The 13,666-nt window shown below is 66.3% G+C and carries 10 protein-coding genes; 4 read left to right on the top strand and 6 right to left on the bottom strand.

The annotated features are described in order from the left end of the window. Positions 1-183: 183 nt before the first annotated feature. Entirely contained in the window at positions 184-519 is a 336-nt protein-coding gene (locus IFT71_RS03970) for a hypothetical protein (RefSeq protein WP_159510654.1), read from the bottom strand. Between IFT71_RS03970 and IFT71_RS03965 the strand changes: the two genes are divergently transcribed. The 3 genes from IFT71_RS03965 to IFT71_RS03955 all read left to right on the top strand — a co-directional run bounded on the left by IFT71_RS03965 (position 491) and on the right by IFT71_RS03955 (position 5,311). After that, positions 491-2,959 (top strand): PAS domain S-box protein, encoded by a 2,469-nt coding sequence (locus IFT71_RS03965; RefSeq protein ID WP_192139168.1) that lies wholly within the window; start codon positions 491-493, stop codon positions 2,957-2,959. The two genes, IFT71_RS03970 and IFT71_RS03965, sit on opposite strands and share 29 nt — an antisense overlap. A gap of 19 nt (positions 2,960-2,978) precedes the next feature. After that, entirely contained in the window at positions 2,979-3,593 is a 615-nt protein-coding gene (locus IFT71_RS03960; RefSeq protein WP_031394397.1) for a response regulator transcription factor, read from the top strand. A gap of 77 nt (positions 3,594-3,670) precedes the next feature. Beyond that, complete coding sequence (locus IFT71_RS03955) at positions 3,671-5,311, top strand: Na+/H+ antiporter (RefSeq protein ID WP_192139167.1); 1,641 nt, start codon at positions 3,671-3,673, stop codon at positions 5,309-5,311. Between the two features lie 15 nt (positions 5,312-5,326). On the opposite strand, the gene IFT71_RS03950 is transcribed toward IFT71_RS03955, so the two are convergent. Beyond that, positions 5,327-6,313 (bottom strand): alpha/beta fold hydrolase, encoded by a 987-nt coding sequence (locus tag IFT71_RS03950; RefSeq protein ID WP_244654709.1) that lies wholly within the window; start codon positions 6,311-6,313, stop codon positions 5,327-5,329. Between the two features lie 152 nt (positions 6,314-6,465). On the opposite strand from IFT71_RS03950, the gene IFT71_RS03945 reads away from it, so the two are divergent. Then, positions 6,466-7,872, top strand: a complete 1,407-nt coding sequence (locus tag IFT71_RS03945) for a coniferyl aldehyde dehydrogenase (protein WP_192139278.1) — start codon at positions 6,466-6,468, stop codon at positions 7,870-7,872. Positions 7,873-7,909: 37 nt separating this feature from the next. Here the strand turns inward: IFT71_RS03945 and IFT71_RS03940 are convergent, their stop codons facing one another. The 4 genes from IFT71_RS03940 to IFT71_RS03925 form a co-directional block, all read right to left on the bottom strand. Beyond that, positions 7,910-10,237: a TonB-dependent receptor gene (locus IFT71_RS03940; RefSeq protein WP_192139166.1), complete on the bottom strand. Its 2,328-nt coding sequence runs from the start codon at positions 10,235-10,237 to the stop codon at positions 7,910-7,912. An 87-nt stretch (positions 10,238-10,324) separates the two neighbouring features. Further along, complete coding sequence (locus IFT71_RS03935) at positions 10,325-11,575, bottom strand: MFS transporter (protein WP_192139165.1); 1,251 nt, start codon at positions 11,573-11,575, stop codon at positions 10,325-10,327. 100 nt (positions 11,576-11,675) lie between these two features. Continuing rightward, positions 11,676-12,755 carry an LLM class flavin-dependent oxidoreductase gene (locus tag IFT71_RS03930; RefSeq protein ID WP_192139164.1) on the bottom strand — a complete coding sequence of 360 codons (1,080 nt, stop codon included), beginning with the start codon at positions 12,753-12,755 and terminating at the stop codon, positions 11,676-11,678. Further along, positions 12,752-13,645, bottom strand: coding sequence for an aldo/keto reductase (locus IFT71_RS03925; protein ID WP_192139163.1), 894 nt, complete (start codon positions 13,643-13,645; stop codon positions 12,752-12,754). Before IFT71_RS03925 ends, IFT71_RS03930 begins: the two co-directional genes overlap by 4 nt. Between the last annotated feature and the right edge of the window lie 21 nt (positions 13,646-13,666).

Genomic DNA, 13,666 nt, shown 5'->3' with positions numbered 1-13,666 from the left:
AAAGCGGCAGGGTGCCGGTTTGAGGCGACCCCGGCGCCAAGTCGCGAACTGATATTTGGTGACGTTTACCGATGCTTAGGTGCGCCGGCCTATCCTGAGACAGGTCGCCGCGTCGTTCCGAAGTCGCGGGATGGACGCATTTTCGCAACTGACCATAATGGTGGAACTGGCCATCATTATGGGTCAATATATTTGCCAATAAGCTAGGTAATAATACAGTATTGGCATATATTTGCCGGATAGCATGGAGACTTCAACGCAAGACGATTCCGTTTCGACAATGAGCCAGCCGGGCCGTACTGTGGCCGGGTTGTGCATCGCGGCTGTCTTTGCGTGTGCGACGGTCCCGATGATCGGGTGGATGCTGCGGATTCCCGTGCTGACGACGTTCGGTTTGGTCGAGCCAATGCCGCCGTTCGGCTGCATTGCCTTTGCCTGCATGGCGGCGGCGACCCTGATATTGTCACGCGGACATTCCAGTCGCCGGGCCATGCCGCTGCTCGCCGTGCCGATCGCCATTGGTCTTGAGCGCCTGTTCGTCCAACTGGTCCTGCCGGCCGGGAGCCATGGAATCGATGGGTGGCTGTTTGCGGACGATGTCCGGACAGCCTTTGATCGCGCGATGACGGGGCCGGGCATTGTCGCCGATCTCATACTCGTCGCATTGCCCGTCGCGATCGGCGCAGCCGCGGCAAATACCCGCTCCTATGGACGGCTGGCGGCGGCACTCGCAGGCGGCAGTTTGGTGACTGCAAGCACAGCCTTATTGTTGATCCCGATGCTCCCGGCCCTGCATGCGACCGGGTGGCATCTGTCGTCGACGTCCCTGCCATCCGCGATCGGCGCGATGCTGCTGGCCCTGGCGGTACTTGCCTGGCGAAGTGATATTCTGAACGAGCCCACCGCCTGGTCGCCCGAATGGCACATGTTGCGGCTTGTCCTGCCACTGCTGCTGGTCGTACCGGTGCTCGCGCCGCTGGTCGAAATGGCGAGCATCGAGCTTGCCGGGGTGTCTGCGGTCTGGGGCGAACTGCTGACCGTCACGCTGAATTTCGTGGTGGTCAGCGCGCTCGTCACTTGGACGGTGCGGAGCGCAGCGCGGCATCGCGCCGCGTTGTCCGAGCTGACCGAGGCATTGAATGCCGCACCGATGGCGCTGGTCGATACCGATGACCGGATCATCCACTGGTCGCGCGGGTGCGAGGAATTATACGGGTGGCGTGCGCACGAGGCGCTCGGCAGGCAGAAGCATGTACTGCTCGCGTCGCGCACCGCCGACGGCAGCTTGGCGACGGGCTGCCCGCATGCCGATGGCGAGCGTGAACTGATCGAGCGCCGCCGCGACGGCAGTGCGGTGCACGTGATCGAGCAGGCGCGCAGGGTCGAGAAGCTCGCCCGTGCGCCGGCCCTTGTCCTGTCGATGACCGATATCAGCACGCGGCTCGAGATCGAGGCCGCGCTGCGCAAGAGCGAGGAGCGTCTCGCGCTCGCCAGCAGCGCGCACGAGGTCGGGGTCTTCGAATGGGAGGTCGCGACCGGGGCACTGACCTGGACCGCAGGGTCCGAGCAGCGTCTGGGGCTGCCGGCGGGAAGCCTGCATGATTATCCGAGCTGGGCGGCGCTGATCGATCCGGACGATCTGGCGGAGGTCGAACGTACGATCGCCGAAACCGTCGGCAAGCGCGCACCACGCATCAGCTTCACCTATCGGCTCAGATTGCCCAACGGCACGCAGCGCTTTCTCGAGGGCTCTGCCCGGTGCTTCTATGATCAGGCCGGCGTCATGATCCGGACGACGGGGATCACGCTGGACATAACGCGGCACGAGGAGCGCGAGGCGGCGCTTCGCGTGCGCGAGGCGCAATTGCGGTCGATCCTCGAAACCGTGCCCGATGCGATGATCGTGATCGACGAGGCCGGCGCCATCCGCTCCTTCAGCGCCGCCGCCGAACTCATCTTCGGCTATAGCGCCGCCGAGGCGATCGGATTGAACGTGCAGACCCTGATCCCGGGCGAGCGCGAGGCGTGGCAGCAGGGGTATTTACGGCGCTATCCGGCCTCGGGCGATCGGCGTGGCGTTGGTCATGGCCGGCTCACCACCGCGCGGCGCGCGGACGGGAGCAGCTTCCCGGTAGAGCTGCATGTCGGCGAAGCGCTGGTCGACGGCGAACGCGTGCTGACGGGGTTCGTCCGTGACATTTCGGAACGGATCGCCGCGGAAGAGCGGCTGAGCCTCGTCCGGCGGGAATTGATGCAGGTCATCCGGTTGAACGCGGTCGGCGAAATGGCTGCGGCGCTCGCGCATGAACTCAACCAGCCGCTCGCTGCGATCGCGAACTTCGTCACGACCGCCGAATTGCTCCTCGACAGCGGCGCCGGCATGGATGGCGACCGGCTCAAGGCCACGTTGATATCGGCGAACGCGCAGGCCCTGCGGGCAGGCGACATCATCCACCGGCTTCGCGAGTTCATCGCCAAGCGCGAGTCCGAGATGCGGATCGAGCCCGTGGAGGCGACACTGCGTGAGGCCGTCACGTTGCTGACGTCCGGCGGACAGCATGCCGATATCGAGCTGAGCTTCGCGCTGTCCCCCGACGCCGACTTCATGCTCGCGGATCGGATCCAGGTGCAGCAGGTGGTCGTCAACCTGCTCCGCAACGCGTTCGAAGCATTGGCGACATCGCCCGACGGCGCGCGCGGCGTCCTCATCGAGGCGCGGTTGAACAAAGCGGCGCTCGTCGAGATCAGCATCTGCGACAATGGTCCCGGCTTGCCCGATGCGATCCTGTCGCGGATGTTCACGCCCTTCACGTCATCGAAGGGGGAGGGGGGCATGGGCTTCGGCCTGTCGATCTGCCGCCGCATCGTCGAAGCGCATGGCGGGGAGCTGGTCGGCTTCAACGCCCCGGGCGGTGGCGCCTGCTTTCGCTTCACCGTGCCGCATGTCTGTTTGGAATAAGCCGTGAAAGGATGTCTGGATGCGTACCGTCTATGTCGTCGACGATGACGACGCCGTCCGTGCATCGGTGCAGGGGCTGCTGTCGACCCGTCCGAACCTGCTGATCCGCGGCTTTCGCTCCGGGGATGCGTTTCTGGACGAGCTCAGCAGCCTCGACCCGGGTATCGTGCTGCTCGACCATCACATGCCCGGAACCACCGGGCTTGAAGTGTTGCGAAAGCTTGTGCCGTTCGCACCGCATTTTGCGCCGATCATCCTGACCGGGCAGGGCGACGTGCAGCTCGCCGTCGAGGCGATGAAGGCGGGCGCGCTCGAGTTTCTGGAGAAGCCGTGCGATCCGCACATCCTGCTGCGCACGGTCGACGAAGGTTTTGCGCGGCTCGAAACCGAAACCGCGGCCGCGGACCGGACCCAGGCGGCGCGTCAGCGGATCGCGCGGCTCTCGATGCGCGAGACCGACGTGCTGATGGGACTGATCGACGGCCAGCCGAACAAGGTGATTGCGCATGCGCTGAGCTTGAGCCCGCGGACCGTCGAGATTTACCGCGCCAATCTGATGGACAAACTCGGCGTACGCAGCCTGTCGGAGGCGCTGCGGATCGCCTTTGCCGCCGGCCTCGTGACGGTCGACTGACGATCGTGGGGTCCAGGGGGGTGTCGTTTGTGGCGTGTGCCGGTTAGGAAGGACCCGACGCCAAGCGGGAGTATCTTTTGGAAGCTGTATCGATCGTTCTGTTCCTCCTGCTCGCGGTCGTTTTGAGCGGGTCCATTTCGCGAATGCTCCCCGTGCCGGTGCCGACGCCTCTGGTGCAGATCATGCTCGGTGCGGTCATCGGTTTGTCGACGTCGTACCGGGTCGCGCTCGATCCCGAACTCTTCCTGCTGCTGTTCCTGCCACCGTTGTTGTTCCTCGATGGCTGGCGGATCCCCAAAGACGAGCTGCTCAAGGACATTTCGACCGTGGTCGAACTGGCGCTGGGGCTGGTCCTGATCACGGTCATCGGCATGGGACTGTTCATCCACTGGATGATCCCGGCCATGCCGCTCGCCGTGGCGTTCGCGCTGGCTGCGGTGGTGTCGCCGACCGATCCGATCGCAGTCTCGGCGATCGCCGCACGCGTCCCGATCCCGAAGCGGATGATGCACATCCTTGAAGGGGAATCGCTGCTGAATGATGCGTCGGGCCTCGTCTGTCTGCGCTTCGCGATCGCCGCGGCGCTGACCGGATCGTTCTCGCCGTCCTCCGCCGCAATCAACTTCGTCTGGGTGGCCGGCGCAGGGATCGTCGTGGGCGTCGGCCTGACGCTCGCGGTCACGCGCGCCAAAGCCTGGGTATCGCGGCGGTTCGGTGAGGAATCGGGGTCGCAGATCCTTGTCAGCCTGCTGATTCCGTTCGGTTCCTATCTGCTCGCCGAACATCTTCACGCGTCGGGGATCCTCGCGGCCGTCGCGGCGGGCGTGACGATGACCTATGCCGAGATATCGCGTCAGGCGCTGCCCAATACGCGGATGCGGCGCAACTCGGTGTGGGACACGATCCAGTTCGCGCTCAACGGTATCATCTTCGTGCTGCTCGGCGAACAGCTGCCGGCGATCCTTGCGGGTGCCAGGACGACGGTCAAGATGACGGGGCATGACAGCACTGTCTGGCTAGCTGCCTATGTCCTCGCGATCGTCGCCGGGCTTGCCGCCCTGCGGTTCGTCTGGGTCTGGGTTTCGTTGCGGCTGACGCTGCTGCGCCGACGCTATCGCGACGGGGTGACGGTCCACAGCCCGGACTGGCGGCTGGTCGCGGCGATGTCGCTGGCGGGTGTTCGCGGGGCGATCACGCTTGCAGGTGTCCTGACGATCCCGCTGGTGCTCGACGACGGCACCGCGTTTCCGGCGCGCGACCTCGCCATATTCCTCGCCGCAGGGGTGATCATCGTGTCGCTGGTGCTGGCGAGCGTCGGCTTGCCGATCCTCCTCAACGGCCTGACGATGCCGCCCGAGCCGTCGTTGCTGGCGGAAGAGGATGCGGCGCGGGTCGCGGCGGCGGAAGCGGCGATCCGCGCGGTCGAGCGGTCGCAGCATGAGCTGGCCGAACGGATGGGCGACGGCGATTTCTATGCGGCGGCGGGTGGTCGGGTGATGGACATCTATCGCGACCGGATCGACAGCCGCAGCGGTTCTGCCAAGGCGTCCGCGGCCGCGCGGGTGCAGGACCGGATCGAGCGCGACTTCAAGCTCGTCGCGCTCCAGGCGGAACGCAGCACGATCGTCGATCTCGCGCGCGATCGCCGGATCGGCAGTGCGACGATCCGCAAGCTGGTCCGAGAGCTTGATCTCGTCGAAGCCCGGTATCGCAGCTGACGGTTTGCGAGGGCCTTAGACGGGGGTTCCCGGCTTGGTCAGCGTGGAAAGCCATGCGACCACGTCATCGGGTCGTGTCACGGGGATCATGTGGCCGCCCGCGACCAGCGTGAGCGCTGCGGCGGGACAGGCGTTGGCGAGACCCTGGCCGTGGGCCAGCGGATCGAGCACCGCGTCGTCGCGTCCGAACAGAATCGCGGTCGGTACCGACAGTGAGGGATAGCGGGCGAGCATCGCGGGCAGATCGGCATTTGCCGCGGCGAGATCTGCCGCTGCTCCGGCAAAGGCCGATGGGCGACCAATCAGCGCGCCGCCGCCGCGGGTCGCGAAATCATCGGGTACCGGATCGGGTGCGAAGACCATGCGGGCGCCGCTGGGTCGCGCGAGCAACGCCGCGGGGGTGGCAACCGTCCATGCCAGCGCGCTGCGCATCGCGCGCGTTGCGATGGCGCGCGTTGCGACGATCTGCGGCACGGTGGCGAGTGGCTGGGTCAGGGGTGCAATCAGCGCGAGCCTGCCGACATGCTGCGGATGATCGAGCGCCAGCGCGAGCGCGATTGCGCCGCCCAGCGAGTGGCCGACGACGAGCGGTCGGTCGAGCCCCATCGCGGTGATGAACGCCGCGATGTGCACGGCTTGTGCACGGATATTGGCCTGCGCGATTGGCGCCGAATAGCCCGAGCCGGGGCGGTCGATCAGGATCACGCGGTGATCTGCACTTAGTTGGTCGAGCAACGCATAGCCGAAGTTGCGCATCTGCCCGCCAAGCCCGTGGATCATCACGATCGCCGGGCCCGTCCCGCGTTCGAGATAATGCACCCGTCGCCCGTCGATATCGATGAACCTGCCGTCGGCGGGCACGCGGCGTTCCACGCGGTTCGCCGCGAGCCTGGCGAACAGCGCAAGACCGGCCACCACACCGAGCGCGAGGCCGGCCGCACGCGCGGTCGGATGGCGAAGCGGCGTGGGGGCCGCATGGTCGTTCTCTTTCATCAGCGTCATCCGCCGACGCATAGGTCGCGCCGACAGGTCACGCCAAGCCTCCGCGAGGCCGGTATGCAGCCCGCTTGCGAAGCAGCAGGCGCAGGCGGCATGACGCTGGTATTGGAACCGGGCCGGGCGGGTGCGCCGGATGGGAGATGGTGATGAACGACATGATGGCGATCCTGGCGGCGCAGCGCGCGGCGTCGATGGCGGCGATGCCCGAGCCGCTGTCGGTCCGCAAGGACCGGCTGAAACGGGCCGTGGCAATGCTCCGCGAGTCCGCCACACGGTTCTGCGACGCGCTGTCGGAGGATTTCGGGCACCGGAGCCGCGAGCAGTCGATGATCACCGACATTGCCGGATCGATCGCGCCTCTCACGCATGCGATCAAGCATCTCGACCGCTGGGCGAAGCCGGAGCGGCGCGCGGTCCAGTTCCCACTCGGGCTGCTCGGCGCGAAGGCCTGGGTCGAATATCAGCCCAAGGGCGTGGTCGGGGTGATCGCGCCGTGGAATTTCCCGGTCAACCTCATCATGGCGCCGCTTGCGGGCATCTTCGCGGCCGGCAACCGTGCGATCGTCAAGACCAGCGAATACACCCCGGTCACGGGCGCGCTGTTCGAGGAGCTCGTCGGGCGGTATTTCGCGGCGGACGAACTGGCTTTTGTCGGGGGCGGTCCGGAGGTCGGCAAGGCGTTCGCCAGCCTGCCGTTCGACCATCTGCTCTTCACCGGCGCGACAGGGATCGGGCGCCATATCCTCCACGCGGCCGCTGACAATCTCGTCCCCGTGACATTGGAGCTGGGCGGCAAGTCGCCAGTGGTGATCGGTGACGGGACGGATATCGCGCGCGCGACCGAGCGGGTGGCGCTCGGCAAGATGCTGAATGCCGGCCAGATCTGTCTCGCGCCCGATTACATGCTGGTCCGCGACGCCGACGAGGCTGCGGTGGTGGCCGGGCTGACCGCGGCGGCCAGCGCGATGTATCCGACATTGCTCGACAACCCGGACTATACGTCGCTGGTCAGCGACCGTCACATGGCGAGGCTGAACGACTGGCTCGACGATGCCCGGGCCAAGGGCGCGCGGGTCGAGATCGTCAATCCGGCGGGCGAGGACCTCAGCTGTGCGAACACGCGCAAGATGCCGCTCCACATCGTCCGCGACGCGACCGATGACATGATCGTGATGCAGGAAGAGATCTTTGGTCCGGTCCTGCCGATCCGTCGCTATGACGATATCGACGACGCAATCGGCCAGATCAATCGCCGCGACCGGCCGCTTGCCCTCTATCACTTCGGCAGCGATGCGGGCGAGCGTCGCCGGTTGCTCGATCGAACCGTGTCGGGTGGCGTCAGCCTCGACGACGTGATCCTCCACGTGTCGATGGAGGATCTGCCGTTCGGCGGCATCGGCCCGTCGGGCATGGGCGCCTATCACGGCGCAGACGGGTTCCGTACGTTCAGCCATGCCCGCGCGGTCTTCCGGCAGGCGCGGTTTGACGTCGCCAAACTCGCTGGCCTGAAGCCCCCCTATGGCGCGACCGCGCGCAAGGCCGCCGCGCGGCTGATCGGGTGAACCGCGCGTCCAACCGGTCCGCCGCTGCCAGCGGCGGTCAGAAGTCCTTGCGCAGCAGCAGCCCGGCATAGCGCTGGTCGTCACGCGGGACGAACCGGACCGTCCCTGCGAACGTCCCCGCGGTGAGGAATGACGAATAGGACGTGTTCGTCAGGTTCTTCACATAGGCGCGCAGTTGCCAGCCCGACCGGTCGCTGAGCAGGGCGACGCTCGCATTCCAGATCGCATAGGCGGGCTGCACCGTGCTCGGCGTCTGCGCCAGCGCATATTGAACCTTGCTGCTGAACGTCACGTCGCTCTGCAGTTCGAGTGCTAGCGTGTCGCTGAGCGCGAAGCGGTACGCCGCATTCTCATAGAGCTTGATCTTGGGTGCATAGGGAAGCGGCTGGCCGTCGATGTTGCAGCTCGTCGGCGCGCCGGGTGGGCAGAGGAAATTGCGCACCGTGGCGTCGGTATAGACGGCCGAGACGTCGAGCGTCAGGCCCTTGGTCGGGCGCAGCGTCACGTCCGCCTCCGCACCGCGCGACCGCACCGAGCCGGCGTTGATCAGGCGGCTGACCTGCGCGCCCGCGACGACGTCGTTGAAGCTGGCCTGATACCCGTCGAAGTTCGTCGTGAATGCGGCCAGGCTGTAGCTGAGCGCGCGGTCCGCGGTGCTGCCCTTCAACCCGACTTCATAGGAGTTCGACGTCTCCGGGCTCAGCGGGACCTCGTCGAGCGGCGTCGTGGCGTTGAGCGACCGCATGTTGAAATACACGTTATACGCGGGGCCCTTGTAGCCGCGCGAATAGGTGAAATAGGTCTGCGCATGATCGCCGAGATCATATTGGAGACCCAGCCGGTAGCTGTCGCCACGCCGATCGAGCCCGTCGCTGGCATTGTGATAGGCGCGCACGCCGGGGCGATCGAGCGCCGCTGCCCCGGTATTGAGCGGATCCGCGCTTGACGTGCGGACATGGTAGAAATCCAGGCTGTCCCAGGTCGAACGATAGCCCGCGATACCACGGAAGCGCGGGGTGAAATTGACGTTGGCCTCGCCGAACAACGCGAAATTGTCGTTGGTGATGCCGTAGTTCGCGATGCCCGTCGTCGTGCTGCGTGCACCACCAGCGGCGAGCGACGTCAGCGTCCGCTGATAGGTCTCGTCGGTGGTGGCGTGGAGATAATAGGCGCCGAGCACGTAATCGATCAGCCCACCCTTGGGCGATGTGAGCCGCAGCTCCTCCGAGAACTGCTTGGTGTTCACCCGCCCCGTGTCCTGGCCGGACGGGAAGGCGGTCGATAGCGCGGCGACGCTGTCATAATCCTGACGCTGCGTGTTCAACCACTGCCGCCAGCCGGTGATCGAGGTGAGGTGATAGTCGCCGAGCGTCAGGTCGCCCGTGAACGAGCCGCCGTAATTTTCGTCGCGCACGTCGGTGATCGTATCGTTGTTCGTGCGGCGGTTACTGGCGTTCGCACCGATGCCACTTGCCGTAAGCGCGGCAGCCAGGTCGGGCGAATTGGTGACGGTGCCGGTGGGGTAGGCGGTCCGGCTGGTGCTGGCATAGACGCTGGTCGGGGTGGTATCGCGCGAATTGAGATAGTCGCCGATAATCGTGAACTTGAGCGCGTCCGACGGCGTGATCACCAGCTTGCCGCGCGCACCGTAGCGTCGATAGCCGTTGACGTCGGCGTTGCGCGTGACGTTGCGGACATTGCCCTTGAAGTCGTCGTAAAGGCCGCCGATCAGCGCCTGGACCTTGCCGGGCACGATCGCGCCCGAGATGCCGGCCTTGATCCGGTATTCCTCGTCCGACGTGACGCCCGCTTCGCCGAACATCCGGAACTCGTCGGTCGGATTGCGCGTGACGATGTTGACGACGCCCGCCGACGCGTTCTTGCCGAACAACGTGCCCTGTGGACCACGCAGCACCTCGATCCGCTCGACCTCGCCCAGGTCGAGCGTCGACTGGCCGGGGCGGGTGAGGACGACGCCGTCGAGCACGGTCGACACCGACGGCTCGACGCCCGGCGAAGTGGTGATCGTGCCGACGCCGCGAATGAAGATCGTTCGGTCCTTGTTCGACGCACCGCTGCGAAAGCCGACCGCGGGGATCGTCGCGGCGATGTTCTCGACGGTGTTCAACTGGCGTTCGGCGAGCGACTGCCCGCTGACGGCGGTGATCGCGATCGGTACGGACTGTAAGCTTTCGTTGCGAAAGCGCGCGGTGACGACGACGTCTTCGCCGGTGTCGGCGGCAGGCGTCGCCGCCTTGGGCGGCGCGACTGCCGGCGCCGCGGCCGTGTCCTGAGCGAATGCCGGCGCGGCCAGGGTCGCAAGCGCGGTGCCGGCCAGCAGCGCCACATGGCGTGGATCGATCATGATATCCCTCCCGAAGATGATGTCGTCTTTTAAATCCCATTCAGCCGATGGGTATATAGATCTGGATGCAGCCGCATCGTATCAGCTTTAGTGCCCCTCGACCGGGCGCAACCGCGGCAGCAGCAGCTGGATCCAGCCGACCGCGAGCAGATAGGAGACGCTGGCGAACAGAAACAGCGGCAGGTAGCCGAGCCCGGCGGTCAGTACGAGGCCGGCGACCTTGGCGATCACCATACCACCGACATTGCCGCTGAACGAGCCGAACGCGGTGACCCGGCCAAGCTTGTCCTGCGGGACGACGTCGGCGATCAGCGCGAACAGGTTGGTCGAGAACGCCTGGTGCGCGGCGAGCGTCAGCGCCATCAGCGCGATCGTGACGGGATAACTGCCGACGTAAAGCACGAGCGGCACGGGCAGGACGCAGAGCGCGGCAACCAGCAATATGCCCTTGCGGACGGCGTTGACGCTGTAGCCGAGGCTCAGCAACCGGGTCGCCACGCCGCCCCCGAGCAGCGAGCCGACCGCCGCGCCGCCATAGGCGATGGCCAGCGGCACGCCGAGCGCGACTCCGCTCAGCCCAAATTGGCGGTGGAAAAAGTCGGGCAACCAGAAGAGCATCAGCCACCAGGTCGCGTCGGACAGGATCTTGGCGACCGCGATCGCCCAGGTCTGGCGATTGCGCAGGATCGGGCCATAGTCGCCGACCGGTGCCGCGGCATCTACGGCGCCCACGGGCTGCGAGGTGAAGCGCAGGCGACGGGTCGCGATCAGCCAGACCGCTGCCCAGACGAGCCCGAGCGCGCCTGCGACGACGAACGTCCCCCGCCAGCCGACGAGCAGCGCGACGCCCGGAATAGCCAGCGGCGCCAGGATCGCACCGATGCTGTTGGCCGCATTGGTCGCGCCGAACCCGCTCGATCGCCAGTTCTTGGGCAGCACCGACGCGATCGTCTTGATCCCGGTCGGCGTGCCCATCGCCTCGGTCGCGCCCAAGCTGACGCGGATCATCACGAACTCGGTCATCGATCGCGCCCAGCCATGCGCCATCGCGGCGATGCTCCACGCCGCGACACCGATCGGGTTCGCCCATTTCACCCCGAGCTTGTCGACGATCCAGCCGGTGAACAGGAACGCGAACGCGGCGCCGCCCTGGAACCAGGCGGCGAGCGTCCCGTAATCATCGTCGCTCCAGCCGAGATCGGCGGCGATCGTCGGCTTCAGCACGGCGATGATCTGGCGATCGACGAGGTTGAGGATGCCGGCGGTGACGACCAGCGCGAACAGCAATGTGCGGCCACGGGCGCTGAGTTGTGCGACGGTCTTGGTGGGCAAAGTCATAGCGGGCCAGCATGGACAAGAGGACGATGGATGCGAGCCAGTTTCTCTTGTCCGCGTCGGTTATTTGATTTCAGTCGGTCTCAGCGGGCAGGCCTGCGTCCTAGACGACCAAGGGACCATGCTCGATCCGCGGCAGCACGTGGCGTGCGAACAGGTCGGCCTCGGCGGCGTGCGGATAGCCCGACAGGATGAACGCATCGATTCCTTCGGCCCGGTAGGCGTTGAGCTTGGCGAGCACCTGATCCGGATCGCCGACGATCGCGGCACCGCATCCCGACCGTGCGCGGCCGATCCCGGTCCACAGATTCGCCTCGGCATAGCCATCGTCGGATCCCTCGCGCAGTTCGGCCTGGCGACGGACGCCGGCGGACTGAGAATCGAGCGAACGCGCGCGGATCGCCTGGCCTTCGGCATCGTCGAGCTTTGACAGCAGACGATCGGCCGCGGCGCGGGCTTCGGCCTCGGTGTCGCGGACGACAACATGGACACGGTAGCCGAAGCGCAGCGTGCGGCCGTGACGTGCGGCGCGGGCACGCAGGTCGGCGATGATCGCACGAACGCCGTCCATCGTGTCGGGCCACATCAGATAGACGTCGGCATTGGTCGCCGCGGCTTCCCGCGCCGCCTCGGACAGGCCACCGAAATAAAGCGCGGGACAGCGCCCCGACACGGTGATCGTCCGGGGAGGATCGAGCTTCAGCTTCCAGAAGTCGCCGTCATGGTCGAGCGGCTTGCCGTCGAGCAGCGTGCGCAGGATGTGCATCGCCTCGACGGTGCGCGCATAGCGTGGCGCGCTTGCGAGCGTTTCGCCGGGCAGGTCGCTGGAAATGATGTTGATTGCCAGCCGGCCGCCGAGCATCTGGTCGATCGTCGCGATCTGCCGGGCGAGCTGCGGCGGCCAGCTTTCGCCGATCCGTACCGCCATCAGCAACCGCAATCTCTTGAGCATCGGTGCGATGCCCGCGGCGAACGCGGTCGTGTCGATGCCGAGCGTATAGCCCGAAGGCAGCAGGATGTTGTCGTATCCCGCCGTCTCGGCCTGCATCACGATGTCGCGGCAATGCTCCCAGCTCGATTTCAGCGCAGGGTCGGGTACGCCGAGAAACTCGTAATCATCGTCGCACAGCGCCGAAAACCAGCTGATCTCGCAGGGCGGAAGGCTTGCCGACGGATCGATCATGGCAGCGAGACGCCCATGCCGGCCTGCAGCACCGCATACCATTCGCTGCGGGTCCATTCGACCTTGTACGCATCGGCCGAGGCTGCGATCCGCGCGGGGGTCTGCGAGCCGACGATCGGGATGATCCGCGCCGGATGCGCCATGATCCAGGCGAGGGTCGCGGTCGCGGCGTCGACGCCGTAGCGCGCGCCATGCTCGGCGAGCAGCGCTGCCGCCGGGTGATCGCCCTGCGCCAGCCGGCCCCCGCCAAGCGGCGACCACGCCATCACCGCGACGTCGTGCGCCATCGCCTGATCAAGCGTGCCATCGAACAGGGGTGCGGTCTGGAGCGGGGAAAACTCGGGCTGGGTGCTGACGATCGGCTGGCCAAGAAACGCCTGCAACGCGGCGAATTCGTGGACGCTGTAGTTCGAGACGCCGATGCTGCGCACCTTGCCCGCCTCGACCATGCGCGTCAGCGCCTCGGCGACCTCCTGCGGATGGGTCATAAAGTCGCGGCGGTGGATCTGGTACAGATCGACCTGTTCGATCGCCATGCGCGTCAGCGACGCGTCGAGGGCGTCGGCCAGATAGTCTGCACTGGAATTATACGGGATGCCGGGACGGATGCCCGCCTTGGTCGCGATCACCATGTTTGCGCGCAGGCTCCGGTCCTCGGCCAGCGCGCGACCGAACAGCGCCTCCGCCGAGCCGAAGCCCGCCGGGACGTCGCAGCCATAGATGTCGGCGGTGTCGAAGAAGTTGATCCCCGCACCCAGCGCCGCGTCGATCATCGCGTGGACCGGCGCGGTTTCTCCGGCCAGCCGCCACATGCCCCAGGCTATCGGCGAAACAAGGATTTCGCTCTTGCCGAGCGGGCGAAGGTCGTTGGAAAGGCGGATCGTCGTCATGCCGACGGCTCATGGCATAGG

Source organism: Sphingomonas sp. CFBP 13733, from assembly GCF_014841795.1.
GTDB lineage: Bacteria > Pseudomonadota > Alphaproteobacteria > Sphingomonadales > Sphingomonadaceae > Sphingomonas > Sphingomonas aerolata.
The sequence above is the reverse complement of the archived record's forward strand: the minus strand, read 5'-3'. Positions and strand labels throughout refer to the sequence as shown.

Bases quoted from the DNA above. Each gene is read 5' to 3' on its own strand.
- IFT71_RS03965 (WP_192139168.1), top strand. From the start codon at position 491: ATGCCGCTGCTCGCCGTGCCGATCGCCATTGGTCTTGAGCGCCTGTTC.
- IFT71_RS03960 (WP_031394397.1), top strand. From the start codon at position 2,979: ATGCGTACCGTCTATGTCGTCGACGATGACGACGCCGTCCGTGCATCG.
- IFT71_RS03945 (WP_192139278.1), top strand. From the start codon at position 6,466: ATGATGGCGATCCTGGCGGCGCAGCGCGCGGCGTCGATGGCGGCGATG.
- IFT71_RS03940 (WP_192139166.1), bottom strand. From the start codon at position 10,237: ATGATCGATCCACGCCATGTGGCGCTGCTGGCCGGCACCGCGCTTGCG.
- IFT71_RS03950 (WP_244654709.1), bottom strand. From the start codon at position 6,313: ATGACGCTGATGAAAGAGAACGACCATGCGGCCCCCACGCCGCTTCGC.
- IFT71_RS03935 (WP_192139165.1), bottom strand. From the start codon at position 11,575: ATGACTTTGCCCACCAAGACCGTCGCACAACTCAGCGCCCGTGGCCGC.
- IFT71_RS03970 (WP_159510654.1), bottom strand. From the start codon at position 519: ATGGCGATCGGCACGGCGAGCAGCGGCATGGCCCGGCGACTGGAATGT.
- IFT71_RS03925 (WP_192139163.1), bottom strand. From the start codon at position 13,645: ATGACGACGATCCGCCTTTCCAACGACCTTCGCCCGCTCGGCAAGAGC.
- IFT71_RS03930 (WP_192139164.1), bottom strand. From the start codon at position 12,755: ATGATCGATCCGTCGGCAAGCCTTCCGCCCTGCGAGATCAGCTGGTTT.